We start from the raw sequence: 24,060 nt of genomic DNA on the forward strand, positions 1-24,060 counted from the left end.
TGCAAACCGTGCTACAATATTCGGCTCTGCGGAAATCCGTCTGCGGAGGCTCAATTCAAGAGGTCATTCATGTACGCGGTCATAAAAACCGGTGGCAAACAGTATCGTGTTGCTGCTGGCGAAAAAATTAAAGTAGAACAGATTGCTGCGGACGTAGGCCAGGAGATCGTCATCGACCAGGTTCTGGCAGTCGGCAACGGCGCTGAACTCAAGGTCGGTACACCCCTGGTGTCCGGCGCGACTGTCAAAGCCACGGTCGTGGCTCACGGCAAGCACGACAAGGTTCGCATCTTCAAGATGCGCCGTCGCAAGCACTATCAGAAACGTCAAGGGCACCGCCAGCAGTTCACCGAACTGCAAATCGGCGCCATCTCCGCATAAGGAGCACGAGTCATGGCACAGAAAAAAGGCGGCGGCTCTACGCGAAACGGGCGCGATTCGCAGCCCAAGATGCTCGGCGTGAAGGCCTTCGGTGGCCAGCAGGTCAGCGCCGGTTCCATCATCGTGCGCCAGCGTGGCACCAAGTTCCATCCCGGCACCAATGTCGGCATCGGCAAGGACCACACCCTGTTTGCACTGGTCGACGGCCAGGTGTCGTTCGCCGTCAAGGGCGAACTCAACAAGCACACGGTGAACATCACCGCTGCTTGAGGCCCTACCGGCTCCCGCACGAAACCCTGCGCCTCAAGCGCGGGGTTTTTGTTTTCAGCCCGCTGTGTTTAACTTCGCTGTTCGAAGCTAGCCTGCAACGCAAGCCGCCAGCGGCTTGTCATCCGGGGAAATCGCTCTTATGAAGTTCGTTGACGAAGCCTTTATCGACATCGCCGCCGGCGATGGGGGGAACGGCTGCGTCTCGTTCCGGCATGAGAAATACAAGGAGTTTGGCGGCCCCAACGGCGGCGACGGTGGCCGTGGCGGCCACGTCTTTGCCGTGGCCGACCCCAACCTCAACACCCTGGTCGATTTTCGATTCACCCGCCGCTTCGACGCCAAGCGCGGCCAGCACGGCATGGGTTCGGACATGTTCGGCGCCGCCGGCGAGGACATCACGCTCAAGATGCCCGTGGGCACCATCATCACCGACGCCGAGACCGGTGAGGTGCTGTATGAATTGCTGACACCGGGCGAGGTCATCACCATTGCCAAGGGCGGCGACGGCGGCTTCGGCAATATGCGCTTCAAGAGTGCCATCAACCGGGCCCCGCGCCAGAAGACGCCGGGCTGGCCGGGTGAGAAGAAGAACCTCAAGCTCGAGCTCAAGGTGCTGGCCGACGTCGGCCTGCTGGGCCTGCCCAATGCCGGCAAGTCCACCCTGATCACGGCCATCTCCAACGCCCGTCCGCGCATTGCCGACTACCCCTTCACGACCCTGCACCCGAATCTGGGCGTGGTGCGCGTCGGCCCCGAGCAGAGTTTCGTGGTGGCCGACCTGCCGGGCCTGATCGAGGGCGCTTCCGAAGGGGCGGGCCTGGGCCACCTCTTCCTGCGCCATCTGCAGCGCACCCGCCTGCTGCTGCATGTGGTGGACCTCGCTCCCTTCGACGACAACGCCGACCCCGTGGCCCAGGCCAAGGGCATCGTGGCCGAGCTCAAGAAGTACGACGCAGGGCTGTACGAGAAGCCGCGCTGGCTGGTGCTCAACAAGCTGGACATGATCCCGCTGGACGAGCGCGAGGCCCGCGTCAACGATTTCATCAAGCGCATGAAATACAAAGGCCCGGTCTTCCAGATCTCGGCGCTCACGCATGAAGGCTGCGACCACCTGGTCAAGGCGGTCTACAAGCAGGTCAAGATCCAGCAGGTGGCCGAGCAGCCCCCTGTGGCCGAGGTCGACCCGCGCTTCAAGGACCTGCCGGACGAAGCGTGATCGTCCGCGCCTGTCACGGCGCGGGCTGCGCGGCCCCGTGAGAGGGGGAGTCCGTCGTGGGGCGAACTAGAATCTCCTGATTGCCTCTATCGCTGCTGGCGCCCGTCGCGCAGCGGCTGCCATCACCTCAACATGAATCAGAAATCCGCGACAGCTGTCATGCGCGCCGCCCGGCGCATCGTGGTCAAGGTCGGCTCCAGCCTCGTCACCAACGAAGGGCGCGGGCTGGACGAAGCCGCCATTGAGGAGTGGAGCCGCCAGATTTCCGTCCTCATCCGTGAGGGGCGCGAGGTCATCATGGTGTCCAGCGGCGCCATCGCCGAAGGCATGAAACGTCTGGGCTGGACCATCCGTCCCAAGGAAATCCACGAATTGCAGGCCGCTGCCGCCGTGGGCCAGATGGGCCTGGCCCAGATGTACGAGACACGCCTGCGCGCGCACGGCCTGGGCAGCGCCCAGGTGCTGCTCACGCACGCCGACCTAGCCGACCGCGAGCGCTACCTCAATGCCCGCTCTACGCTGCTGACCCTGATCCAGCTGGGCGTGGTGCCGGTCATCAACGAAAACGACACCGTGGTCACGGACGAAATCAAGTTCGGCGACAACGACACCCTGGGCGCCCTGGTGGCCAACCTGGTCGAGGCCGATGCCCTCATCATCCTGACCGACCAGAAGGGCCTGTACACGGCCGACCCGCGCAAGGACCCGTCCGCGCAGTTTGTGCATGAGGCCCAGGCCGGCGACCCGGCCCTGGAGGCCATGGCGGGTGGGGCTGGCTCCAGCCTGGGCAAGGGCGGCATGATCACCAAGATCCTGGCGGCCAAACGTGCCGCCGGCTCCGGGGCATCGACCGTGATCGCCTGGGGGCGCGAGCCCGATGCGCTGGTGCGCCTGGTACAGGGCGAGTCCATCGGTACCCTGCTGGTGGCGCAGACCGCCAAGACCCAGGCACGCAAGCAGTGGATGGCCGACCATCTGCAACTGCGCGGTGCCGTCGTGGTGGACGCCGGCGCGGCGCGCAAGCTGGTGGAAGAGGGCAAGAGCCTGCTGCCCATCGGCATGACGGCCGTGGACGGCGAGTTTTCCCGCGGCGAGGTGATTGCCGTGCGTGACGAGCAGGGTGTCGAGATTGCGCGTGGCCTGGCCAACTACGCCAGTTCCGAGGCGCGCCTGCTGTGCCGCAAGCCCTCCGGCGAGTTCGAAAAGCTGCTGGGCTACACGGCCGAGCCCGAGATGGTGCACCGGGACAACCTGGTCCTGATGCGCTAAGGGCACACCGCCAGGGGCGCCTTACTGCCCCTGCGGTTCCGTGCGATCCTTGCTGGCTTGATCCGATTGCGGGTCGGGGTCAAAGCTGGCGCCAGGGGGCAGTTCCATGCCATGGCCGTCGGCCATCGAAACGTGGTGCAGATGATCGCCCTCGCGCGGGCGATGGCCCTGGCGCAGGAAACGGTTGCGCTGGTCGTTGCGGGGCAGGAAGCGCGCCAGTTCGGTCAATGCCATCTCGTAGACCCCGCGTTTGAACTCCACCACCATGTCCAGCGGCACCCAGTACTCGTTCCAGCGCCAGGCGTCGAACTCGGGGTGGTCGGTGGCACGCAGGTTCAGGTGCCAGTCCTGGCCCATCAGCTGCAGCAGGAACCAGATCTGCTTCTGGCCTTTGTAATGGCCGCGCGCTTCCCTTCGGATGTAGCGATCCGGCACCTCATAGCGCAACCAGTCGCGGGTCCGGGCCACGATGCGCACGTGCTCGGGCTGAAGCCCGACTTCTTCATGCAGCTCGCGGAACATGGCCTGTTCCGGGGTTTCGCCCCGGTCTATGCCACCCTGCGGAAACTGCCACGAGTGGGTGCGTATGCGTTTGCCCCAGAAAACCTGATTCTTCTGGTTGAGCAGGATGATGCCGACATTGGGCCGAAAGCCGTCCCGGTCAAGCATAATCAAACCCCAAATTTTGAACTGTTTCCATTATGCACGGCACTTGCCGCGCATCAAGGGGACCAGCCTGCATCTGTCAGAAAAAGCACGCCATGAAAGCCTCCCAATTTCTCATCTCCACCCTCAAGGAAGCACCGGCCGACGCCGAGGTGGTGAGCCACAAGCTCATGATGCGCGCCGGCATGATCAAGAAGCTGGGCGCCGGCATCTACAACTACATGCCCATGGGCCTGCGTGTGATCCGCAAGGTGGAGGCGATCGTGCGCGAGGAGATGAATCGCGCCGGCGCCGTGGAACTCACCATGCCCGTGGTGCAGCCCGCCGAGCTGTGGCAGGAGACGGGACGCTTTGCCAAGATGGGCCCCGAGCTGCTGCGCATCAAGGACCGGCACGACCGCGACTTCGTCATCCAGCCCACCAGCGAAGAGGTGGTGACCGACATCGCGCGCCAGGAGATCAAGAGCTACAAGCAGCTGCCCAAGAACCTGTACCAGATCCAGACCAAGTTCCGCGACGAGCGCCGGCCGCGTTTCGGCCTGATGCGCGGGCGCGAGTTCATCATGAAGGACGCCTACAGCTTCGACCGCGACCAGGTCGCGGCCAAGGCCAGCTACCAGGTCATGGCCCAGGCCTACCGCAAGATCTTCGACCGCTTCGGCCTCACCTACCGCGCCGTGGCGGCCGACAGCGGCGCCATCGGTGGTGACCTGAGCGAGGAGTTCCAGGTGATTGCCGCCACCGGCGAAGACGCCATCGTCTACTGCCCGGGCAGCGAGTACGCGGCCAATATCGAGAAGGCCGAGGCCCTGGCGCCGCAACAGCCGCGTCCGGCCGCCAGCCAGGCCATGCAGAAGGTGGCCACGCCGGGCAAGAGTACCTGCCCCGAAGTGGCCGAGCTGCTGGGCTTGCCGCTGGCGCGCACCGTCAAGTCCATCGTGCTGGCCACCGACGAGATCACCGACAAGGAAGAAATCGGCAAGACCACCGTCTGGCTGCTGCTGCTGCGCGGTGACCACGACATGAACGAAGTCAAGGTCGGCAAGCTGCCGGGCATGGAAGGCGGTTTCCGCTTTGCCACCGAGGCCGAGATTAAAGAGTGTTTCGGTAGCCGCCCTGGGTACTTGGGACCTGTGCCAACCGAAGGTGTCAAAAGGGAGATTCCTCAGGTGAAGGGGATCATCGCTCAGGCACAGCAAAGCCCTACATGGATGGTGACAGTTATTGCGGACCGCGAAGTGGCCGTGATGGCCGACTGGGTCTGCGGTGCCAACGAGGCTGGCTATCACTTCACCGGCGTCAACTGGGGCCGCAACCTGCCCGAACCCGACCTCGTGGCCGACATCCGCAACGTGGTGGCCGGTGACCTCTCGCCCGACGGCAAGGGCGTGCTGGCCATCGAACGCGGCATCGAGGTGGGCCATGTGTTCTACCTCGGCACCAAGTACAGCCGTGCCATGAACGCCACCTTCCTCGACGAGAACGGCAAGCCGCAGTTCATGGAGATGGGTTGCTACGGCATCGGCATCACGCGCCTGCCGGCCGCGGCCATCGAGCAGAACCACGACGAGAAGGGCATCATCTGGCCCGACAGCATCGCCCCCTTCACGGTGGTGATCTGCCCCATCAACCCGGACCGCAGCCCCGAGGTGAAAGCCGCTTCCGAGCAACTCTATGCCGAGTGCTTGGCCGCCGGTATCGACGTGCTCCTGGACGATCGCGGCGAACGCCCCGGCGCCATGTTCGCCGACTGGGAACTGATCGGCGTGCCCCACCGCGTCACCATCGGCGACCGCACGCTCAAGGAGGGCAAGGTCGAGTACCAGCACCGCCGCGACGCGGCTGCTACGCAGGTGCCGCTGGCGGACATGGCTGCTGTGCTGAAGTCCAGGCTCGGCGCCTGACGATGACGGGTCCGGCCATGCAGCGGCGCACGGGGCTGCAGGCGCTGCTGGCTATCACCGCGGGCCTGGTCCTGCCCTTGCCGGCGCGCGCTGGCGGCCAGATCGAAGAGCCGCTGGCCGATTCAGTGCGCACGGCCCTGGGCGCGGCCATCGCCAACAGGGCGCCGCCAGTGCCTGAGTTCAGCGACACCGAGGCGCGCCTGGCCTACCTGCGCTGGCTCGGCGCCATGAGCGAGCGCCTGCGCAAGAAGAAGGCGGAGTGGCCCGCGCGCCGTGATTTCCTGCAGACCGTCTGGTATGAAAGCAAGCGCGCCGGCCTGGACACGGCCCTGGTGCTCGGGCTCATCCAGGTCGAAAGCAACTTCCGCAAGTTCGCCGTCTCCAGCGTGGGCGCACGGGGTTACATGCAGGTCATGCCCTTCTGGTCACGCCTGATCGGCGACGGTGACGCGGGCAAGCTGTTCCACATGCAGACCAACCTGCGTTTCGGCTGCGTGATCCTGCGCCATTACCTGGACCGCGAGCGCGGCGATCTTTTCATGGCCCTGGGGCGTTACAACGGCTCGCGCGGCAAGTCCCCTTACCCGAACGCGGTGCTCGCCGCGCAGCGGGCCTGGCAGTACCGCGACGAGCCTACGGCCCCGGCGGCGCGCTGAGCGGCGCGCCCGCGGCCCCGTTGCGCGTGACCATCACCTGGTCGATGCGGTAGCTGTCCACGTCCAGCACCTCGAAGCTGTAGCCTTCCCACAGCACGCGGTCGGTGCGGCGTGGTACACGCCGCAGCATCACCATCAGGAAGCCGGCCAGGGTTTCGTAGTCGGCCGCGTGCGGCAGCGTTCCCAGGCCTAGTACCCGCTGCACGTCGGTCATGGGCGTGATGCCGTCGATCAGCCAGGAGCCTTCCTCGCGCTGCACGATCAGGTCTTCATCGGCCGGTGCCACCAGGTCGCCCATGACCGTGCTCATCACGTCGTTGAGTGTCACCACCCCGACCACCAGGCTGTACTCGTTGACGATGAGGGCGAAGTCCTCGTGCGCCTGGCGGAAGTGCGCCAGCACCTCGGTCAGCGTCAGCCGGTCGGGCACCACCACCGCCTTGTGCAGCAGGGCCGGGTCATCCAGACGGATGGGCTGGTTCTTCAGGATGCGCTGGAACAGGTCCTTGGCGTCCACGTAGCCGATCACCTGGTCGATGCCACCATCGCACACCGGGTAGGTGGAAAACGGTTCGGCGGTGATGCGGGCCCGCACGATGGCGTCGCTGTCCTTCCTGTCGAACCAAGCAATGCGGTCGCGCACCGTCATGGCGCTGCTGACCGTGCGCGTGTCCAGTTCGAAGACGTTGGCAATCACCCGCTGCTCGTCGCGCGCCAGTACACCGGCGAGCGCGCCGGCCTCCGTCAGCGCCAGGATGTCGTCGGATGTCACCCGGTCGTCGCGCTGGCTGGACAGCCCCAGCAGGCGGAACAGGGCGTCGGTGGTTCGGCTGTAGGCCCAGACCACGGGCTTGAAGGTGCGCATGCACAGACGCATGGGTCCGTTGAGCACCAGGGCCAGCCGTTCGGGTTCAGCCATGGCCAGGCGCTTGGGAAACAGGTCGGAGAAGACGATGAACAGCGAAGTCACCAGCGCAAAAGACAGCACGAAACCCGTGGTCTCGGCCGCCGCGGGCGGCAGCCAGGCCTGCAGCAGGCGGCCCAGCAGCGGGCTGAAAGCCCCTTCGCCCACAATGCCGCCCAGGATGGCCACCGCGTTCTGGCCGATCTGCACCACGGTGAAGTAATGCCCCGGCTGCTCCTGGATGTGCAGTACCCGCTCGGCGCGCACATTCCCCTCGTTGGCCAACTGGCGCAGGCGCAGGCGGCGCGATGCGGCCAGCGACATCTCGGCCATCGAGAAGAAGGCGCTGACGGCGATCAGCAGGGCAATGACGATGAGGCTTTGTGTGAGGCTCATGGTGGCGTGGATCGCGTCCCGGTGCAGGGCTGGAGGGTGAGTGTAGCGGTCGGCCCTCTTTGCGGGCCTGGTCCGGGCATGAAAAAACCACCGGCAGCGCAAGGCTGGCGGTGGTCAGGCCGGGCGGGGCTCAGGCCTGGGTGCCCAGCACCTTCTGCAGTTCGCCGCTTTCGTACATCTCCATCATGATGTCGGAGCCGCCGATGAACTCGCCCTTCACGTAGAGCTGGGGAATGGTGGGCCAGTTGCTGTATTCCTTGATGCCCTGGCGGATGCCGTCGTCTTCCAGCACGTTGACCGTCTTCACGGTCTTGGGGTCCACGCCACAGGCCTTGAGGATCTGGATGGCGCGGCCGGAAAAACCGCACTGGGGGAAGCTGGCGTTGCCTTTCATGAAAAGGAGCACGTCGCTCTGTTTGACGAGATCGTCGATGCGTTGCTGGGCGTCGCTCATATTTCGGTATCCTTGAAGTCGAATATCCCAATTATTTCATTTTTGGCCCCCGGCCGCAGAACCCCTACGCATCATGAAGATCACCAAAGACACCGCCGTCACCATCCGCTACCGCATCAGCGACGCCTCGGGCAAACTGCTGGAAGACGGCAAGGAGCCCAATTCCTACCTGCACGGCGGCTATGGCAACACCTTTCCCAAGGTGGAAGAGGCGCTGGAGGGCCGTGAAGCCGGTTACCAGGCCAGCCTGGAGCTGCAGCCGGCCGACGCCTTTGGCGAGCGCAACGAAGCCCTGGTGCAGGTCATTCCCAAGACCCAGTTCCCGCCCGGGGTCAAGGTTGGCGGCCAGCTCGAAGGCCGGGGCGAGGACGGGCACACCCATGTCTTCACGGTGGTCAAGATCAAGGGCCCCGAAGTGCACCTGGACGGCAACCACCCCCTGGCCGGCAAGGCCCTGCGCCTGAACGTCACGGTGGTGGAGGTGCGCGCCGCGAGCGCGGAAGAGATCGCCCATGGCCACGTGCATGGAGCACACGGCCACCACCACTAAAACTTGCCAATAAATCTACTGCGCGACCCGATCGCCGCGTTGGGCGGTGCTCGGAATCCTCACGTACCTTGAGTACGTTCCGGTTCCTGCGCTCCGTCCGTCTTGCGCTCGACCCGCTCGCTACGATTTCTTGGCAAGTTTCAAAGGCGCTCGTTTTGCCTCAGTAGCCGGTCTTGCGGCCCTGGATGACGGGCAGGGCGTCCTGGCTGATCAGGGCCCAGATCACGCGCACGATGGATTCCGAGGCGATCACGGTGTGCGCGTTCCTGGTCGCCACCAGCTTGTCGCGCAGCTCGCGGCGCACCTGGGGCAGGCCGGTCAGATCGAAGATCACGTCGACCCCGCTGCCCAGCGCCACGACCTCGTCCAGTGTCTTGAGTGCCACGCCGGCCTTGGCTGCCAGCTGGCGGCCCGGCGTGTCGGCCGCTTCGGCAGCGCAGACCAGCTCGATGCCCTGGCTGCGCTTTTGCAGCATCTGGCTCAGGAAGGCAGAGCCGATGCGGCCCAGTCCGATGATGGCGATGCGTTGCTGTTCCACGAGAAGTCCTTTCGCGTTGCGGCGACGGCTGGTGCCAGCGCCTGCGGGCCATGCTAGCCCAGGCGCCCACCCTGTCCCATAATGGTTATCACCAAGGACAACCGGGGAGCAGGCGCATGACGCAGGTGTATGTTGCAGACGATCCGCAGCTCGGCCGCGTGGAATACCGCGATCGCAAACGCGCCTGGTGGCTGCTGTCGGTGGTTTATCCCCTGCTGCCCTTCACCGGCATGGCGCTGCACGCCTACACCGGCGCGCAGATCGCCCTTGGGCTGCCCCTGCTCATCAGCTACGGCCTCATGCCGCTGCTGGACTATTTCCTGGGCGAGGACGAAAACAACCCGCCTGAGGCCGTGGTGCCCCAGCTGGAGCAGGACCGTTATTACCGATGGCTGACCTGGGCCACCGTGCCCCTGCACTTCGTGGCCCTGATCGGCTGCGCGGGGTGGGTGGGCACGCACGATCTTTCATGGTGGGCCGTGCTGATGCTGGCCTACATCGCCGGCACCGACTCGGGCCTGGGCATCAACACCGGCCACGAGCTGGGCCACAAGTACACGCGCACCGAGCAGTGGCTGGCGCGCCTGGTGCTGGCCGTGCCGGCCTACGGCCACTTCACCGTCGAACACGGCCGCGGCCACCACCGCTGGGTCTCCACGCCCGAGGACCACGCCAGCGCGCGCATGGGCGAGAACATCTACCGCTTCGCCCTGCGCGAACTGCCCGGCGGTATCCGCCGTGCCTGGTTGCTGGAAAAGGAACGCCTGCAGAAGGAGGGCCGCAGCGCCTGGAGCCTGCACAACACCATGCTGCAGTCCTATGCCATCACGGCCGTGCTGCAGCTCGGGCTCATTGCTGCCTGGGGCTGGATCATGTTGCCCTTCCTCGCCGTGCACAACGTGGTGGCCTGGTGGCAGCTGACCTCGGCCAACTATGTGGAGCATTACGGCCTGCTGCGCGGTCGCCTGCCCAGCGGGGCCTACGAAACCCCGCAACCGCACCATTCCTGGAACGCCAACCACCTGGTCACCAACCTGGCGCTGTTCCACCTGCAGCGCCATTCCGACCACCACGCCTATCCCTCACGGCGATACCAGTCCCTGCGTGATTTTCCGGATCTGCCGCAGTTGCCCAGCGGCTACTTCGGCATGTTCCCGCTGGCCTACATTCCGCCGCTGTGGTTCCGGGTGATGGACCCTCGCCTGCTGGCGCTGCCGCATGTGCGTGGGGATCTGGCCAAGGTGAACATCGATCCGGCGCGGCGTGAGGCCATCGTGGCGCGGTACAGCCGGTCACCGGATTAGGGCCTGTCTACACTCATGCCACTGCGGGCGTGGCGTTTCACGGCAGGCCGTGACATCGGCCTTGCACACCGTGTCTGTCACCGAATTTTCACACGCAGTGCTTAGAGTCTGCCTTGAGTTGCGGGGCACCTGGCGGACCCCGCGTTGGCACATCCATGAATCCGGACGTCTGTCGCCCGGGCGGTTCCCCCAGGGGGATATCGGCAGGTCCACTTATCCAGTCATATCCCGGCGATGGGGCAAGAGTGATACACAAAACGAAGCGCGAGTACATCCGGGTCCCCGGTTACCTGCTATTGCTGTCCTTGTGGCTCTCGCTGGCTGCCTGCACGCCACGCCAGCTCATCGTGCAGGGTATGGCCGACGAACTGGCAACCCAGGGCCAGGCGCAGGAGGAAGACCTGCAACTTGCACGCGACGCCGGCGCCTTCTATCTCAAGCTTTCTGAATCGATCCTGCGCGAGACGCCCGATCATCTGCGCCTGGCCGAGGCCGTGGCGGGTGGTTTCACCCAGTACAGCTACGCTTTTGTGGCCTTCGAGGCGGATCGCCTGGAAGCGCGGGACGTGAAGGCAGCGCAGAAGCTGCGCGAGCGCGCGGCCCGGCTGTATCTGCGGGCGCACCGCCATGCCATGGCCGCGCTGGAGCTGCAGTTGCCGGGTTTTGCGCAGGCCCTGGCTAGCGCCGATGCCGCGCGCTGGCCCCGGCTGCGCGCCGAACACGTGGGTCTGGCCTATTGGGCGGCAGCCTCCTGGGGTAGCTACATCGCCTTGTCCAAGGATGACCCCGACATCGTGGCCGACCTGCCGCTGGCCGTGCGCCTGGCCACGCTGGCCTGGCGGCTCAGCCCGGACCACGCCGACGGCGCCCTGGCCAGCCTGATGGGCAGTTTCGAAGCCGCGCGGCCGGGTGGTTCCATGCAGCTGGCCTTGACCTATTTCGACCAGGCGATTGCCGTCAGCGGCGGCCGCAACGCCGGCGCCTTGCTGGCCAAGGCCGAGGGCTGGGCCCTGCCGGCCCACGATCGCCCCGCCTTCGAGGCGCTGCTGCGCCAGGCCCTGGCGGCCAGCGCAGCGCGGCGCGATCTTCCCAATGGCGTGATACGTGAGCGTGCCCTGTGGCTGCTGGAAGCAACGGACGACCTTTTCTGACGACGGAATCCCTGATGAACATCCATATTTTCTGCACACGCAGGCTTGCAGGCGCGGTCCTGCTGGGTCTGGCCCTACTGGCCGCCCCCGCCGCCGGCGCGGCCGAGAAGTCCCTTCGCATCGGCACCCTGGTGCCCAAGAACTCGCTCTACCACCGTGAGCTGATGGCGGTGGGCGAAGCCTGGCGCGCGGCCCAGGGCGGTAGCGGCAAGTACCTGGTCTATCCCGATGGCAGCCAGGGCGGTGAGGCCGAGATGGCGCGGCGCATGCGCATCGGCCAGCTGCAGGGCGCGCTGCTCTCGGTGGTGGGCCTGCGGGAGATCGAGCCCACCATCAGCGCGCTGCAAAGTCTGCCGCTGCTCTTCCGCAGCTGGGAAGAGCTGGACTACGTGCGCGAGAAGATGCGACCGGCCATGGAGAAGAAATTCCTCGACAAGGGTTTTGTCGTGCTGGCCTGGGGCGACGCCGGCTGGGTGCGCTTCTTCTCCAGGGAGGCCGCGCTGCGCCCCGACGACTACCGCCGCATGAAGTTCTTCGCCTGGGGCGGCGAGGCGGAGCAGCAGGCCATCATGAAAAGCCTGGGCTACACGCCGGTGCCGCTGGAGACGGCCGACATCCTGCCGGCCATGCAGACGGGCATGATCAGCGTGGTGCCCTCCACGCCGTATTTCGCGCTGGCCAGCCAGATCTACAACAGCGCACCCAACATGCTGGACATCAACTGGGCGCCTATCGTCGGTGCCTTCGTGATCACCCGCAAAGCCTGGGACGACATGTCGCCCGAAGCTCAGGCGGCGCTGCGTGCGGCGAGCGACAAAGCCGGTGTGCAGATACGGGCCAAGGCGCGGCAGGAAGTCGATGAAGCGGTCGACGCCATGAAGAAACGCGGGCTGGTTGTCAACCGGCCCAGCCCGGAGCAGATGCGCGAGTGGCATGAACTGGCCGAGAAACTCTACCCGCGCATCCGCGGCACCATGGTCCCGGCCGAGACCTTCGACGAAGTCTTCGCCCATCTCAAGGCCTACCGCGCCGGTCGGGGCAAATGAGCGCGGCGGCAACACCCGCCGGTCGCCTGCACCCGCTCTGGCGTTTCGATGAATTGATCTCATCCGCGGCGCTGCTGCTGATGATGCTGATCCCCCTGGTCGAGATCGCCATGCGCCCGCTGATGGGGCGTGGGGTCGAGAACGCGCCGGTGCTGGTCCAGCATCTGGGCCTGTTGCTGGCCATGTTCGGCGCCGTGGCGGCCGAACGCCATGGCCATCTCACCACGCTGGGCAGCGGCCTGGCGCAACTCGGCGGCGAGCGTTTCCAGGCGAGCGTGCATGTTTTTGCCCAGGCCAGCGCCGCCCTGGTCTGTGGTCTGCTGGCGCTCGCCAGCTGGCGCCTGGTGGCCAGCGAGATGGAGGCCGCGCAGACCCTGGCCTACGGGCTCCCCACCTGGTGGGTGCAGGCCGCCATGCCGCTGGGGTTCCTGCTGCTCGGCATGAAACTCGGCGCGCGTTGTGCCACTACCGGCTGGTTCAAGCTCTGCGGGGCCGTGGTGATGCCGCTGGCCGGCCTGCTGCTGGGTGGCCTGTTTGAAGACCGCGCCCTGCCGGCCTGGCCGGCTGTGTTCTGGCTGCTGGCCGTGCTGCTGGCCGGTGCGCCCGTTTTTGCGGTGCTGGGCGGCCTGGCGCTGACCCTGTTCTGGCAGGACGGTCTGCCCCTGGCCTCGCTGGCGCTGTCCCACTACCAGATCACCGTCAACCCCTCACTGCCCGCTCTGCCGCTCTACACCCTGGCGGGCCTGGTGTTTGCGCGCACCGGCGCGGCGCGGCGCTTGGGGACGCTGTTCATTGCGCTCTTCGGCGGGGGCGTCACCGGCACGGTTTTGGCCGCAGCTGTGCTGTGCTCGCTGTTCACCGCCTTCACCGGGGGCAGTGGTGTGACCATCCTGGCGCTGGGTGGGTTATTGCTGCCCCTGCTGCGCAACGCCGGTTTCCCTGAGCAGCGTGGTATCAGCCTGGTCACCAGTGCCAGCGCGCTGGGGGTGCTGTTGGCGCCTTCGGTGCCGCTGATCATGTACGCCATCATTGCCCGGGTGCCGATCGGCACCATGTTCCTCGCAGGGGTGGTGCCGGCCCTTGTCATGGTGGTCTTTCTGCTGGTCTTCGGCGGGTATCTGCGGGCCGGCCGCCAGGCCACGGGGTCTGCAGCGGCCGCCGCCGTACGCCCGGACGCAGCCCAGGCCCTGGCCGCGGCCTGGGCTGCGAAGTGGGAGATCCTGGCGCCTGTGGTGGCCCTGGGCTCGCTGCTCAGCGGCCTGGCCACCCCGACCGAAAGCGCGGCCCTGACCGCCGCCTATGCCGTCCTGACCCAGGCCCTGGCGCACCGCGAGCTGGGCCCGCGTGTGCTGGGGCAGAGCTTGAGCGACTGCGCCCAGATCATCGGCGGTGTGATGCTGATCCTGGGCATGGCGCTGGGCCTGACCAACTTCCTGATCGACGCGGGCATCCCGGACGCGGCCATCGAGTGGGTGCAGGGCATCATTCCCAACAAGTTCGTCTTTCTGCTGGCGCTCAACGTCTTCCTCTTCGCTGCGGGTGCGCTGATGGAGATCTACGCCGCCATCGTGGTGCTGGTGCCCTTGCTGCTGCCGGTGGCCCTGAGCTATGGCATCGATCCCGTGCACTTCGGCATCATCTTCCTGGCCAATATCGAGATGGGCTTCCTCTGTCCGCCCGCCGGGCTGAACATCTACTTCGCCTCCGCCATGTTCGGCAAGTCGGTGCGTTATGTGGCGGTCTCGGTGCTGCCGGCCGTGCTGGCCATCTTCCTGGGCTCGCTGGCCATTTCTTGGCTGCCCATGCTTGCGACTGGTCTGCCACAGCTGGTCATGGGTCGGTAACGCGGCGAGTCTATCTGGGTGCTGCCAGAAACGTTGCCGCCGACAGGCTGCAAGTGTGAGGAATCGCCCCCGGCAAGGTATAGAGCCGGGGTGTTTGCGTGAAAGCGAACAAGCGATAGAGCTGGTATCTGGCGGCGTTCTTCTCAGACACCGCGACCTCGTTGCGTGTGACGAAGAACGGTGTGTCGACGCCATATTTCGTTGTTTTCACTTCGATCAAACGCTCTTCGCCTGTGGTCTCGAACGAGAGGATGTCATAGCCTTCGTGGTCGCCACGCACTTTCGCCGTGTGCTCGATCTTCGCTGCCAGTGGCTCTTTGCCGGCGTGAATCAAACGCGCACGCTCGAAATTGAGCGTGAATAGCTCGCCTGCATTTCCCAGGGAACGATTCCGCGCTTCGCGTTCGATGTAGTTGGTGGTCAAACGGATTGCTGGAGGCGATGGCTCTGAGACCTTGGGTGTTTCCGCGCGTGGCCTGGGGCGCTCGGTCAAGGCTGCGAGAATATCCTCAACTTCGGGCACAACCATGGGGCGGTCTGCATCCGTGGCCGCAAGCGAGAACAAGTCGGTCGATTTCTCAAGTCGTTCGGTCAGTACTTCGGCGAGAAGCGCCTGGTAATTGGAGCGACGCTTGTATCCGCTGATATAGGGGAAGCCCGCATCCAGCAAAGCCGCGCTGATATTTGCGTGCTTGAACTCGATAGAAGCATCTGAGCGACTCTTCAGCTTGGACCTCAGCGCTTTTCGATGCGCCGACTTGTTGTAAGGAGTACCGGCAAGTTCCGAGGCCAGCATCGAAAGGTAATCTTCGACGATGGCCTCAACTTCTGACCGACTCCATTCCGTACTGCTCATGGGAACGGATTACAGCACAGCGACTACGCCGCGCTCAGGCCTTCAGCAGCCCGCGCCTCTCGATGAACTTCACCACCTCGTCCACGCCTGCTAGCGTCTTGAGGTTGGTCATCACATAGGGTTTGAGGCCCTGCGCGTTGGTGCGCATGCGCTCGGTGTCGGCCTTCATCACATCGAGGTTGGCGCCCACATGAGGCGCGAGGTCGGTCTTGTTGATCACGAAGAGGTCGCTCTTGGTGATGCCGGGGCCGCCCTTGCGCGGGATCTTTTCGCCGGCGGCCACGTCGATCACGTAGATCGTGAGGTCGCTGAGTTCGGGGCTGAAGGTGGCGGCCAGGTTGTCGCCGCCGCTCTCGATGAAGACGACGTCGGCATTGGGGAAGTCCACCAGCATGCGGTCGATGGCTTCCAGGTTGATCGAGGCGTCCTCCCGGATGGCGGTGTGCGGGCAGCCGCCTGTTTCCACGCCCATGATGCGTTCGGCCGGCAGCGCGCCGCTCACGGTCAGCAGGCGCTGGTCTTCCTTGGTGTAGATGTCGTTGGTGATGGCGACCAGGTCGTATTGGTCGCGCATGGCCTTGCAGAGCATCTCCAGCAGCGTGGTCTTGCCCGAGCCGACCGGGCCGCCGATGCCCACGCGCAGGGGGGGCAGGGGTTTGCTGCGGTTCTTGATGTGGTGCAGGGAGGGTGCGTTCATGGTGTTCAGGAGCGGAAGAGGCGTGAGTATTGGGTCTCGTGCCGGCTGGAGAGGATGGCCAGCATGGGGCTGAAGGCCTGGCGGTCTTCGTCGTGTTGGGCCAGTGCGTGCTCGACGGCGGTGGGGATTTCGGTGGCCAGGCGCGCGAGGATGCGCTGGCCCGAGCTCTGGCCCAGGGGCACGGCTTTCAGCGCGGCCTGCATCAGGTTCTCGGCCCAGCCGAAGGCGTAACTGAGCAGCACGTCGCGTTCACCGGCGCCGCTGCCGGCTGCGGTGAGCGCGAACAGCACGGGGTAACTCGGCTCCAGCGCGGCGGCGAAGTCCAGGGTGCCAGGGCTGGCCAGCGGCAGGTTGCGCAGCCATTCACGCAGGGAGCGGCCCATCTGCTCGGTCTGCAATCTCAATTCGGCGGTCTCGCGGGTCTGCAGCAGCCAGGCGTTGAGCGCGCGCACACGCGCGTGGTCGTCCTTGCGCCAGGCGACCAGGGCCTGGGCGATCACGGGCAGGTCGGCGCGCGCCAGCGTCAGGTGCAGCTGCTGCACCAGCCATTCGGCGGCCGTGGTCTCGTCGCGCACGTGGCCGGCGTCGACCGCGGCTTCCAGCCCTTCCGAATAGGAGAAGCCGCCCACGGGCAGGGCCGGCGAGGCCAGCCAGATCAGCTGCAGCAGGCTGGAGGGCGCGAGGGGCTCAGTGAGCGTGTTTGTGCGCATGTCCATGGGCATCTCCATGGTCGTGGCCGCGGCTGGGCCCGTGTTCATGGCCAGGGTCTTGCGGGTGTGCATGACCGTGTGCGTGCTCGTGCGCAGGGTCATGACCATGCTCATGCGCGTGGCCATGATCGTGCCCGTGCCCGCCCGCGCTGTAGGCGCCGCCCTCGGGTTCGAAGGCCTCCTGCGCCTCGACCACGGTCAGGTGCATGGCGCGCAGCATGTCGGCCAGCACGTGGTCGGGTTCGATCTTCAGGTGGTCGGGCTTGAGTTCGATGGGCACGTGGCGGTTGCCCAGGTGGTAGGCCGCACGCGTGAGGTCGAAGGGCGAACCGTGCTCGGCGCAGGCCGTGATGCGCAGCACCGCCTGCGGCGCGGCGATCACGCGGACCAGCGAGCCGTCTTCGGCCACCAGCACGTCGCCGCCGCGCACCAGGGTGCCGCGCGGCAGGAAGACGCCGAGTTCACGGCCCAGGCTGTCGGTGGCGGCGAAGCGGCTTTTCTGGCGCACATCCCAGTCGAGTTCGACGGACGAGGCGCGGTTGAGCAGCACAGGGGCCAAGCCCTGGCCCTGGGGGAGCAGTTTGGAGACGGTAATCACGTGTGGCTTGCAGGATGGGTGGGATATCGTTAATATAACAATTGTTATAACGCATGGGAAGCGCCATGACCGCACTCAAACTGACCCAGATCGGCAACTCCGTGGGTGTCATCCTGCCCAAGGAGGTGCTGGCGCGCCTGAAGGTGGAAAAGGGCGACACGCTGTTTGTCACCGATGCGGCCAACGGGGTGACGCTCACGGCCTACAGCCCGGAATTCGAGACACAGATGGAAGCCGCGCGGCGCATCATGAAAAAACGCCGTGAGGTGCTGCGCGAGCTGGCCAAATGACGCGCAGCACTGGGCCGGCCTGGGTCTGGCTAGACCCAGTTGCTCTGGATGCGGTGCACGCAGAGCAACTGGCCGAACATGGCGGCATGTCCGGTGTCCGGGACCAGAATGGTCTGGCCTCGGCGCTGGCCAGGCCGCAGCAACTGGCGGCCTATGGTCAGCCTGACGTGGCCGATCTGGCGGCAGCCTATGGTTACGGGCTCGCACGTAACCACCCCTTCATCGACGGCAACAAACGCACGGCTTTTGTGGCGGTGGAACTGTTCCTGATGCTCAACGGGCATGAGCTGGAGGCCAGCGACGCCGATAGCGTGCTGACCATGTTGTCCGTGGCTCCCGGCGAAATGGCGGAGAGTGCCTTCGCGGACTGGATACGCTCGCACATCTGAAGCCTCTTTTTCCGCGCTACGGCTTCAGAACAGGAAGTAGCGCTGCGCCATGGGCAGGCTGGTGGCCGGCCCGCAGGTCAGCAGCTGGCCGTCGGCGCGCACCTGGTAGGTCTGGGCGTCCACTTCCATGGCCGGCACGTAGTGGTTGTGGATCATGTGGCGCTTGCTCACACCACGGATGTTCTTCACCGCCGCCAGCTGCTTGCCCAGGCCGTAGCGCTTGCCCACGTCGGCGGCCAGGGCCGCCTGCGAGACGAAGGTCAGCGAGGTCTGGCGTAGCGCGCCACCATAGGCGCCGAACATGGGCCGGTAGTGCACCGGCTGGGGCGTGGGGATGCTGGCATTGGGGTCGCCCATGGCGGCAAAGGCGATGAAACCCCCCTTGAGGATGAGCGCGGGCTTGACGCCGAAGAAGGCCGGTTTCCAGATCACCAGGTCGGCCCACTTGCCCGGGGCGATGCTGCCCACCTCGTGGCTGATGCCGTGGGCGATGGCCGGGTTGATGGTGTATTTGGCGATGTAGCGCTTGACGCGGAAGTTGTCGTTGCGCACGCCGTCCTCTTCCAGGCGGCCGCGCTGCGCCTTCATCTTGTGCGCGGTCTGCCAGGTGCGGATGATGACCTCGCCCACGCGGCCCATGGCCTGGCTGTCGCTGCTCATCATGCTGATGGCGCCCAGGTCGTGCAGGATGTCCTCGGCCGCGATGGTCTCCTTGCGGATGCGGCTTTCGGCGAAGGCCAGGTCTTCGGCAATGGCCGGGTCCAGGTGGTGGCAGACCATGAGCATGTCCACGTGCTCGTCCAGCGTGTTCACGGTGTAGGGCATGGTGGGGTTGGTCGAGCTGGGCAGGAAGTTGGCCTGGCCCACCACCTTGAGGATGTCGGGTGCGTGGCCGCCGCCCGCGCCTTCGGTGTGGAAGGCACAGATGCCGCGGCCGTTCACGGCCGCAATCGTGTTCTCGACGAAACCCGATTCATTGAGCGTGTCGGAGTGGATGGCCACCTGCGTGTCGGTGGCCTCGGCCACGTTGAGGCAGTTGTCGATGGCCGAGGGCGTGGTGCCCCAGTCCTCGTGCAGCTTCAGGCCGATCACGCCGGCGTCGATCTGTTCGTGCAGCGCGGCCGGCAGGCTGGCATTGCCTTTGCCCAGGAAACCCAGGTTCATGGGGAAGGCGTCGGCCGCCTGCAGCATGCGCTCGATGTTCCAGGGGCCGGGCGTGCAGGTGGTGGCCAGGGTGCCCGTGGCCGGACCTGTGCCGCCGCCCAGCATGGTGGTCACTCCGCTGCACAGCGCCTCTTCGATCTGCTGCGGCGCGATGAAGTGGATGTGGCTGTCGATGCCCCCGGCCGTGACGATATTGCCTTCGCAGCTGATGATCTCGGTGCCCGGGCCGATGATGACGTCCACGCCGGGCTGGGTGTCGGGGTTGCCGGCCTTGCCGATCACGGCAATGCGCCCGTCTTTCAGGCCGATGTCGGCCTTGACGATGCCCCAGTGGTCGATGATGAGCGCATTGGTCAGCACCGTGTCCATCGCTCCCTCGGCGCGGGTGCGTTGGCTTTGCGCCATGCCGTCGCGGATGGTCTTGCCGCCGCCGAACTTCACTTCCTCGCCGTAGCCGCCGGCTCGCAGGGTGTAGTCCTGCTCGACTTCGATGATGAGGTCGGTGTCGGCCAGGCGCACGCGATCGCCCGCCGTGGGGCCGAACATCTCGGCGTAGGCGCGTTTGGTGATCATGTTCATAACTGGACTCCCGCCGGGCCGCCCCAAGGGAGGCTACGGCCCCCTCGGGGGGCAGTGAATACACGAAGTGATGAACGTGGGGGCTTCATAGCTTCCCCTGGACAAGGCCGCGAAAGCCGTAGACCTTGCGGTCGCCCGCGTAGTCCACCAGCTCCACCGTGCGCTGCTGGCCGGGCTCGAAGCGCACGGCCGTGCCGCTGGCGATGTTCAGGCGCATGCCGCGTGCGGCCGTGCGGTCGAAATCCAGCGCGCCGTTGGTCTCGGCAAAGTGGTAGTGCGAGCCGACCTGGATGGGCCGGTCGGCGGTGTTTTTCACCACCAGGGTCAGCGTGCGCCGGTCCGGGTTGAGCGTGTGCGCGCCGTCGTCGATCAGCAGTTCACCGGGGATCATCATGACGAGGTCCTCAGGCCATGCGCAGCAGCAGGGCCGAACCCAGCAGGGCCACGCCACCGCCGGCCGCAGCGCCGAGCCAGCGCAGGCGTGTGAAAACGGTGTTGCCGAGCACGATGCCCAGGCCGTGCAGCGCGGCCGTGGCCATCACCATGCCGGCCAGTGCCAGCCATCGACCCGTACCCACCCAGTCGGCGGCCAGGTCGCTGCCATGTGCGGCGCCGTGGAAAAAGGCGAAGAGCCCGGCCAGCAGGACCGCCACCGCCACCGGCAGTCCGCGGCGTGTGGCCACCAGCAGGCCCAGCACCAGCAGCGAACTGGCAATCATGGGTTCGACCGCGGGGATGGCCAGGCCGGCAAATCCGAGCAGAGCGCCCACGGCCAGCATCAGCACAAAAGCGGCCGGGGCCAGCCACAGGGGGCGCACGGCCAGGGCACTCCACACGCCCAGCGCCAGCATGGCGGCCAGATGGTCGAGCCCGGTGAAGGGGTGCAACAGGCCGCTGGCCAGCGCGTCGTGGGCATGGGCGTCGCCCCCACCGGTGTGGGCCAGGGCCAGGCCGGGCAGCAGCAGGGCGGCGCAAGAGGCCAGCCGGAGCAGGAAGGGTGTCATGTGTGGGCTCTCCTTGATGCGGTTTGTGATGCGATGAGCGTCTCAGCGGCGCAGGTGCCAGATCACCATGCCGGCCAGCACAGCGAAGACGAGCAGGCCGAAGATGTCGCGCAAGTGCAGCGTCGGCAGGGCCGCGTTTTCACCAGCCAGCGTCGCGCTGGTCATGAGCAGGGCAGAAAGGCAGATGATGAGCTTGCGCATGACAGTGCGGCTTTCAGACGATGGGTTGGTGCACGGTGACGAGCTTGGTGCCGTCGGGAAAGGTGGCCTCGACCTGGATGTCGGGAATCATCTCGGCGATGCCTTCCATCACGTCGCCGCGCTTGAGCAGGGTGCGGCCTTCGCTCATGAGCTGGGCCACGGTCTTGCCGTCGCGCGCGCCTTCCATCACCGCGGCGCTGATGTAGGCCATGGCTTCAGGGTAGTTGAGCTTGAGCCCGCGCGCCATACGCCGTTCGGCCAACAGGGCGGCGGTGAAGATCAGCAGCTTGTCTTTTTCGCGGGGAGTTAGTTCCATAACGCTTCGCTTCAAATCAGACCGCGCGGCCGTTCAGGCCGGCCGAACGCGGGGAGTCAGTTCCATATCGCTTCGCTCAAATGTCAGCCCGCGCGGCCGCAAAGGCCGGTCGAACACGGGGTGTCAGTTCCATGGTCGTGCTGTCTTGTGTTTTTTACTGAGCATCACCATGCAATAGCCGTGCCGCTTCCTTGTTCCCGCCGTCTGCCCTGATCCGTGCATGCGGCCAGAGGGATGCCTGCTTGTGGTGCAACGCGAACCTAAACAGCACCAAGTCAGGGCGATTGAAGCGATCTAGGCGCATGTAAAGCGTGCATGCAAGGCAGCCAGCTGGCGCGGCAGTTGCGCCGCCGCTTCGGCGACGCGGAAATTGCCCGAACCGAAGATCCGGCGCGCATAGTCGGCTGCGCCCGCGTCCACCGCCAGGCCGCAGACCGGTACGCCCCGGCGCGCGGCCTCCTGAACGGCGGCCCGGGCGTCGTCGATCAGGTAACGCCGGTCGTGCACGTCCACGTCCGAGGGCTCACCGTCGGTGAGCACGAGCAGCGCACGCTGCGCCGCCGGCTCGGCGGCCAGCAGGGCGGTGGCGTGGCGCAGGGCCGCGCCCAGGCGGGTGGACCACGCGGCTTGCACGGCGCGCAGCCTCGCCTCGGCCTGCGCGTCCAGCGGCTGGCCGAAATCCAGCAGGCGGTGGTAACGCACCTGGGCACGGGTGTCGGAACAAAAGGCATGCAGGGCGATGCGCTGGCCGCTGTCCTGCGCATCGCGCGCCAGCAGCAGGGCCGCTTCCTGCTCTACCTCCAGCAGACTGGCGGCCTGTTCATGGACGCGCGTGCCAGTGGACTGGGAGCAGTCCAGCAGCACCAAGAGGCTCAGCGGCTGGATCTGCGGGCCCGGGCGCTGGAAGATGCGGCCCATGGGCGTACCTTGCACGCGGCGTTCGACAGCCGCCTCGATGGCGGCATCCAGGTCCAGGGTCTCGCCCTCCCACTGGCGGCGCAGGCGCCGGCCGTGCTGGACGCGGTGCCGTTGCGGCGCGGGCAGCGGTCCTTGCCTGCGTGCGGTGCTTGCCTGGGCCTTGAGCAGGGGGCGCAGCTCGTACAGGGTGCACCAGTCGGGCCGCAGCACCGCGCTGCGCGCGTCCCATTCGGGATAGTGAAAGACGGCGAGCACCGACTCGGCGGCTGGTGCCGCTGCGCCGCTTGCGGGCTGCTGTTCCTGCAGCGGCGCCTGCAGGGGCTGGGCCTGCCCGGCGCTGGCGACACCATGGTCCCAGAGGTAGCTGTTGTCGTCGCGGTAGGGCGCGGGCACAGCGTACAGGCGCGGGTCGAAGCGCACGCGCATCTGGCCCAGGTCGTTGGCCAGCACCGAGGCCAGGCGGCGAAAGGCGGTGTCGTCCTCCAGCCCGTGTTCGCGGCGCGCAGCGGCAAAGAGCGTGCGTGCCTTGTCCACCCAGTGGTTGCCGTCGGCGTAGTGCTCGTCGTGCAGTGCGAGTGCCAGGCGTGAGAACAGGGCGTTCACGCTCAGGCCCTCGGCTTCCAGCACCTGGCGCAGCGGCGCGTCGAACCAGGTTCGCACGCCGGGCAGCGTGTCTGCCAGCAGCAGCTCCACGCGTGCGTCCTCCACGGCGCCAACCACGGCCAAGCCCAGGGGCTTGAGCGTGGCCGAGGGCTGGGCCGGGCGCGAGTACAGCAGGTGGGCGGCGGCATGGGCTACGGCGGCGCGCTGATCTGTCCAGACGCCTGCAGGCAGCAGCAAGTGGGAGGGCGCCAGGATGGCGCGCGCCGACGGGGCATCGGGCGGTGTTGCAGGCAAAGTCTGCAGCTGCAGTGCACGGCCGCTGAACGCCTGTAGCAGGAGGGCGAGCGCCGGCAGCGGCGCTTCAGGCGAAGCTGGCATCGACCAGGTCGCGCAGGGCCGCGGTCATGTCGGGGTCGTCGGTCAGCGCGCGCATCATCGTCATCTCGCAGCTGTCGCGCGGGTCCACGCCGTCGCGGATCAGCGTGCCGGCGTAGATGAGCATGCGGGTGGACGCGCCTTCGTCCAGGCCGCGTTCGCGCAGCGCGCGGGTGCGCCGGGCAATGCCCACCAGGCGCGCGGCCAGCTCGGGCGCGATGCCGGCCTCGTGCGCGACGATCTCGGTCTCGGTGTCTTCCGGCGGGTAATCGAACGCCAGCGCCGCGAAACGCTGGCGCGTGGAGGGTTTCATGTCCTTGGCGCGGCTCTGGTAACCGGGGTTGTAGGACACCACGAGCTGGAAGTCCGGGTGGGCATGCACGAGCTCGCCCTTGCGGTCCAGCGGCAGCATGCGCCGCGCATCCGTCAGCGGGTGGATCACCACCGTGGTGTCCTGGCGCGCCTCCACCACCTCGTCCAGGTAACAGATGCCGCCATGGCGCACGGCCAGCGTCAGCGGGCCGTCGTGCCAGGTGGTGCCGCGCTCGTCCAGCAGCCAGCGCCCCACGAGATCGGAGGCGCTCATGTCCTCGTTGCAGGCCAGCGTGACGAGCGGGCGCCCGAGCTTCCAGGCCATGTACTCGACGAAGCGCGTCTTGCCGCAGCCTGTCGGCCCCTTGAGCATCAGGGGCAGGCGGTGCGCGTAGGCATGCTCGTAGAGCGCCACCTCGCGCGCCGCCGGCCGGTAATACGGCGGCGTGCGCACGCGGTAGTCGGCCAGCGGATCGGCGGCGTCCAGGTCGCGCTGCAC

At 66.4% G+C, this 24,060-nt stretch carries 28 protein-coding genes; 13 read left to right on the forward strand and 15 right to left on the reverse strand.

What is annotated here, in order from left to right:
• The first annotated feature begins 69 nt into the window (after positions 1-69).
• The 4 genes from rplU to proB all read left to right on the forward strand — a co-directional run bounded on the left by rplU (position 70) and on the right by proB (position 3,136).
• Positions 70-381, forward strand: a complete 312-nt coding sequence (rplU, locus tag AC1RRP_RS07565; protein WP_082605348.1) for a 50S ribosomal protein L21 — start codon at positions 70-72, stop codon at positions 379-381.
• 12 nt (positions 382-393) lie between these two features.
• A complete protein-coding gene (rpmA, locus tag AC1RRP_RS07570) occupies positions 394-651 on the forward strand; it encodes a 50S ribosomal protein L27 (RefSeq protein ID WP_493034745.1) in 258 nt (85 codons plus the stop codon).
• Between the two features lie 139 nt (positions 652-790).
• Positions 791-1,867 (forward strand): Obg family GTPase CgtA, encoded by a 1,077-nt coding sequence (gene cgtA, locus AC1RRP_RS07575; RefSeq protein WP_493034747.1) that lies wholly within the window; start codon positions 791-793, stop codon positions 1,865-1,867.
• 132 nt (positions 1,868-1,999) lie between these two features.
• Entirely contained in the window at positions 2,000-3,136 is a 1,137-nt protein-coding gene (gene proB, locus AC1RRP_RS07580) for a glutamate 5-kinase (RefSeq protein ID WP_493034749.1), read from the forward strand.
• A 21-nt stretch (positions 3,137-3,157) separates the two neighbouring features.
• On the opposite strand, the gene AC1RRP_RS07585 is transcribed toward proB, so the two are convergent.
• Positions 3,158-3,805 carry an RNA pyrophosphohydrolase gene (locus AC1RRP_RS07585; RefSeq protein WP_493034914.1) on the reverse strand — a complete coding sequence of 216 codons (648 nt, stop codon included), beginning with the start codon at positions 3,803-3,805 and terminating at the stop codon, positions 3,158-3,160.
• 92 nt (positions 3,806-3,897) lie between these two features.
• Here AC1RRP_RS07585 and AC1RRP_RS07590 point away from each other — a divergent pair, with 92 nt between their 5' ends.
• Together AC1RRP_RS07590 and AC1RRP_RS07595 are read left to right on the forward strand one after the other, a co-directional pair.
• Positions 3,898-5,706, forward strand: coding sequence for a proline--tRNA ligase (locus AC1RRP_RS07590; RefSeq protein WP_493034751.1), 1,809 nt, complete (start codon positions 3,898-3,900; stop codon positions 5,704-5,706).
• A 17-nt stretch (positions 5,707-5,723) separates the two neighbouring features.
• Positions 5,724-6,362 (forward strand): lytic transglycosylase domain-containing protein, encoded by a 639-nt coding sequence (locus AC1RRP_RS07595; RefSeq protein ID WP_493034753.1) that lies wholly within the window; start codon positions 5,724-5,726, stop codon positions 6,360-6,362.
• On the opposite strand, the gene paeA is transcribed toward AC1RRP_RS07595, so the two are convergent.
• Together paeA and grxD are read right to left on the reverse strand one after the other, a co-directional pair.
• Entirely contained in the window at positions 6,340-7,662 is a 1,323-nt protein-coding gene (gene paeA / locus AC1RRP_RS07600) for a polyamine export protein PaeA (RefSeq protein WP_493034755.1), read from the reverse strand. The genes AC1RRP_RS07595 and paeA overlap by 23 nt on opposite strands.
• Before the next feature lie 130 nt (positions 7,663-7,792).
• Positions 7,793-8,116, reverse strand: coding sequence for a Grx4 family monothiol glutaredoxin (gene grxD / locus AC1RRP_RS07605; protein WP_493034757.1), 324 nt, complete (start codon positions 8,114-8,116; stop codon positions 7,793-7,795).
• A gap of 73 nt (positions 8,117-8,189) precedes the next feature.
• Between grxD and AC1RRP_RS07610 the strand changes: the two genes are divergently transcribed.
• The gene (locus AC1RRP_RS07610; protein WP_493034759.1) at positions 8,190-8,666 is read left to right on the forward strand and encodes an FKBP-type peptidyl-prolyl cis-trans isomerase; all 477 of its coding nucleotides are present in this window, start codon (positions 8,190-8,192) and stop codon (positions 8,664-8,666) included.
• 160 nt (positions 8,667-8,826) lie between these two features.
• Here the strand turns inward: AC1RRP_RS07610 and AC1RRP_RS07615 are convergent, their stop codons facing one another.
• Positions 8,827-9,204, reverse strand: a complete 378-nt coding sequence (locus tag AC1RRP_RS07615; RefSeq protein ID WP_493034761.1) for a homoserine dehydrogenase — start codon at positions 9,202-9,204, stop codon at positions 8,827-8,829.
• A 116-nt stretch (positions 9,205-9,320) separates the two neighbouring features.
• Between AC1RRP_RS07615 and AC1RRP_RS07620 the strand changes: the two genes are divergently transcribed.
• From AC1RRP_RS07620 to AC1RRP_RS07635, 4 genes are all read left to right on the forward strand, one after another.
• Positions 9,321-10,508, forward strand: coding sequence for an alkane 1-monooxygenase (locus AC1RRP_RS07620; protein WP_493034762.1), 1,188 nt, complete (start codon positions 9,321-9,323; stop codon positions 10,506-10,508).
• A 245-nt stretch (positions 10,509-10,753) separates the two neighbouring features.
• On the forward strand, positions 10,754-11,659 hold the full coding sequence (locus AC1RRP_RS07625) for a TRAP transporter TatT component family protein (protein WP_493034764.1): 906 nt from the start codon (positions 10,754-10,756) through the stop codon (positions 11,657-11,659).
• Between the two features lie 14 nt (positions 11,660-11,673).
• Positions 11,674-12,705 (forward strand): TRAP transporter substrate-binding protein, encoded by a 1,032-nt coding sequence (locus tag AC1RRP_RS07630; protein WP_493034766.1) that lies wholly within the window; start codon positions 11,674-11,676, stop codon positions 12,703-12,705.
• Positions 12,702-14,549 (forward strand): TRAP transporter large permease, encoded by a 1,848-nt coding sequence (locus AC1RRP_RS07635; protein WP_493034768.1) that lies wholly within the window; start codon positions 12,702-12,704, stop codon positions 14,547-14,549. Before AC1RRP_RS07630 ends, AC1RRP_RS07635 begins: the two co-directional genes overlap by 4 nt.
• Positions 14,550-14,559: 10 nt before the next feature.
• Here the strand turns inward: AC1RRP_RS07635 and AC1RRP_RS07640 are convergent, their stop codons facing one another.
• Genes AC1RRP_RS07640 through ureE form a run of 4 tightly spaced genes read right to left on the reverse strand, consistent with a single transcriptional unit; the run spans position 14,560 to position 17,410 of the window.
• Entirely contained in the window at positions 14,560-15,405 is an 846-nt protein-coding gene (locus AC1RRP_RS07640; protein ID WP_493034770.1) for a protein NO VEIN domain-containing protein, read from the reverse strand.
• Positions 15,406-15,439: 34 nt separating this feature from the next.
• Positions 15,440-16,102: an urease accessory protein UreG gene (ureG, locus tag AC1RRP_RS07645; RefSeq protein ID WP_493034772.1), complete on the reverse strand. Its 663-nt coding sequence runs from the start codon at positions 16,100-16,102 to the stop codon at positions 15,440-15,442.
• Positions 16,103-16,107: 5 nt separating this feature from the next.
• The gene (locus AC1RRP_RS07650) at positions 16,108-16,830 is read right to left on the reverse strand and encodes an urease accessory protein UreF (protein WP_493034915.1); all 723 of its coding nucleotides are present in this window, start codon (positions 16,828-16,830) and stop codon (positions 16,108-16,110) included.
• A complete protein-coding gene (gene ureE / locus AC1RRP_RS07655; RefSeq protein ID WP_493034774.1) occupies positions 16,790-17,410 on the reverse strand; it encodes an urease accessory protein UreE in 621 nt (206 codons plus the stop codon). The genes AC1RRP_RS07650 and ureE overlap by 41 nt, the downstream gene beginning before the upstream one ends.
• A 65-nt stretch (positions 17,411-17,475) precedes the next feature.
• On the opposite strand from ureE, the gene AC1RRP_RS07660 reads away from it, so the two are divergent.
• On the forward strand, positions 17,476-17,700 hold the full coding sequence (locus AC1RRP_RS07660) for an AbrB/MazE/SpoVT family DNA-binding domain-containing protein (protein WP_493034776.1): 225 nt from the start codon (positions 17,476-17,478) through the stop codon (positions 17,698-17,700).
• Positions 17,697-18,089 (forward strand): type II toxin-antitoxin system death-on-curing family toxin, encoded by a 393-nt coding sequence (locus AC1RRP_RS07665; RefSeq protein WP_493034778.1) that lies wholly within the window; start codon positions 17,697-17,699, stop codon positions 18,087-18,089. The genes AC1RRP_RS07660 and AC1RRP_RS07665 overlap by 4 nt, the downstream gene beginning before the upstream one ends.
• A gap of 24 nt (positions 18,090-18,113) precedes the next feature.
• On the opposite strand, the gene ureC is transcribed toward AC1RRP_RS07665, so the two are convergent.
• The 7 genes from ureC to AC1RRP_RS07700 all read right to left on the reverse strand — a co-directional run bounded on the left by ureC (position 18,114) and on the right by AC1RRP_RS07700 (position 24,060).
• On the reverse strand, positions 18,114-19,832 hold the full coding sequence (ureC, locus tag AC1RRP_RS07670) for an urease subunit alpha (RefSeq protein WP_493034780.1): 1,719 nt from the start codon (positions 19,830-19,832) through the stop codon (positions 18,114-18,116).
• Between the two features lie 85 nt (positions 19,833-19,917).
• Entirely contained in the window at positions 19,918-20,223 is a 306-nt protein-coding gene (locus AC1RRP_RS07675; RefSeq protein ID WP_493034917.1) for an urease subunit beta, read from the reverse strand.
• 13 nt (positions 20,224-20,236) lie between these two features.
• Positions 20,237-20,836: a HupE/UreJ family protein gene (locus tag AC1RRP_RS07680; RefSeq protein WP_493034782.1), complete on the reverse strand. Its 600-nt coding sequence runs from the start codon at positions 20,834-20,836 to the stop codon at positions 20,237-20,239.
• Positions 20,837-20,878: 42 nt separating this feature from the next.
• A complete protein-coding gene (locus AC1RRP_RS07685) occupies positions 20,879-21,037 on the reverse strand; it encodes a hypothetical protein (RefSeq protein ID WP_493034784.1) in 159 nt (52 codons plus the stop codon).
• A 13-nt stretch (positions 21,038-21,050) separates the two neighbouring features.
• Positions 21,051-21,353, reverse strand: a complete 303-nt coding sequence (locus tag AC1RRP_RS07690) for an urease subunit gamma (protein WP_493034786.1) — start codon at positions 21,351-21,353, stop codon at positions 21,051-21,053.
• Between the two features lie 294 nt (positions 21,354-21,647).
• On the reverse strand, positions 21,648-23,252 hold the full coding sequence (locus tag AC1RRP_RS07695) for a nitric oxide reductase activation protein NorD (protein WP_493034787.1): 1,605 nt from the start codon (positions 23,250-23,252) through the stop codon (positions 21,648-21,650).
• Positions 23,236-24,060: a CbbQ/NirQ/NorQ/GpvN family protein gene (locus tag AC1RRP_RS07700; protein WP_493034789.1), complete on the reverse strand. Its 825-nt coding sequence runs from the start codon at positions 24,058-24,060 to the stop codon at positions 23,236-23,238. The genes AC1RRP_RS07695 and AC1RRP_RS07700 overlap by 17 nt, the downstream gene beginning before the upstream one ends.

It is taken from the genome of Hylemonella sp. GW821-FHT12C09, from assembly GCF_058807395.1.

Coding starts and splice junctions, on each gene's coding strand:
- AC1RRP_RS07660 (WP_493034776.1), top strand. CDS start 17,476: ATGACCGCACTCAAACTGACCCAGATCGGCAACTCCGTGGGTGTCATC.
- AC1RRP_RS07680 (WP_493034782.1), bottom strand. CDS start 20,836: ATGACACCCTTCCTGCTCCGGCTGGCCTCTTGCGCCGCCCTGCTGCTG.
- AC1RRP_RS07635 (WP_493034768.1), top strand. CDS start 12,702: ATGAGCGCGGCGGCAACACCCGCCGGTCGCCTGCACCCGCTCTGGCGT.
- cgtA (WP_493034747.1), top strand. CDS start 791: ATGAAGTTCGTTGACGAAGCCTTTATCGACATCGCCGCCGGCGATGGG.
- AC1RRP_RS07610 (WP_493034759.1), top strand. CDS start 8,190: ATGAAGATCACCAAAGACACCGCCGTCACCATCCGCTACCGCATCAGC.
- AC1RRP_RS07650 (WP_493034915.1), bottom strand. CDS start 16,830: ATGGAGATGCCCATGGACATGCGCACAAACACGCTCACTGAGCCCCTC.
- ureG (WP_493034772.1), bottom strand. CDS start 16,102: ATGAACGCACCCTCCCTGCACCACATCAAGAACCGCAGCAAACCCCTG.
- AC1RRP_RS07675 (WP_493034917.1), bottom strand. CDS start 20,223: ATGATCCCCGGTGAACTGCTGATCGACGACGGCGCGCACACGCTCAAC.
- AC1RRP_RS07690 (WP_493034786.1), bottom strand. CDS start 21,353: ATGGAACTAACTCCCCGCGAAAAAGACAAGCTGCTGATCTTCACCGCC.
- AC1RRP_RS07630 (WP_493034766.1), top strand. CDS start 11,674: ATGAACATCCATATTTTCTGCACACGCAGGCTTGCAGGCGCGGTCCTG.
- ureC (WP_493034780.1), bottom strand. CDS start 19,832: ATGAACATGATCACCAAACGCGCCTACGCCGAGATGTTCGGCCCCACG.
- AC1RRP_RS07665 (WP_493034778.1), top strand. CDS start 17,697: ATGACGCGCAGCACTGGGCCGGCCTGGGTCTGGCTAGACCCAGTTGCT.
- AC1RRP_RS07685 (WP_493034784.1), bottom strand. CDS start 21,037: ATGCGCAAGCTCATCATCTGCCTTTCTGCCCTGCTCATGACCAGCGCG.
- AC1RRP_RS07585 (WP_493034914.1), bottom strand. CDS start 3,805: ATGCTTGACCGGGACGGCTTTCGGCCCAATGTCGGCATCATCCTGCTC.
- rplU (WP_082605348.1), top strand. CDS start 70: ATGTACGCGGTCATAAAAACCGGTGGCAAACAGTATCGTGTTGCTGCT.
- AC1RRP_RS07590 (WP_493034751.1), top strand. CDS start 3,898: ATGAAAGCCTCCCAATTTCTCATCTCCACCCTCAAGGAAGCACCGGCC.
- AC1RRP_RS07640 (WP_493034770.1), bottom strand. CDS start 15,405: ATGAGCAGTACGGAATGGAGTCGGTCAGAAGTTGAGGCCATCGTCGAA.
- AC1RRP_RS07595 (WP_493034753.1), top strand. CDS start 5,724: ATGCAGCGGCGCACGGGGCTGCAGGCGCTGCTGGCTATCACCGCGGGC.
- proB (WP_493034749.1), top strand. CDS start 2,000: ATGAATCAGAAATCCGCGACAGCTGTCATGCGCGCCGCCCGGCGCATC.
- grxD (WP_493034757.1), bottom strand. CDS start 8,116: ATGAGCGACGCCCAGCAACGCATCGACGATCTCGTCAAACAGAGCGAC.
- AC1RRP_RS07620 (WP_493034762.1), top strand. CDS start 9,321: ATGACGCAGGTGTATGTTGCAGACGATCCGCAGCTCGGCCGCGTGGAA.
- paeA (WP_493034755.1), bottom strand. CDS start 7,662: ATGAGCCTCACACAAAGCCTCATCGTCATTGCCCTGCTGATCGCCGTC.
- rpmA (WP_493034745.1), top strand. CDS start 394: ATGGCACAGAAAAAAGGCGGCGGCTCTACGCGAAACGGGCGCGATTCG.
- AC1RRP_RS07695 (WP_493034787.1), bottom strand. CDS start 23,252: ATGCCAGCTTCGCCTGAAGCGCCGCTGCCGGCGCTCGCCCTCCTGCTA.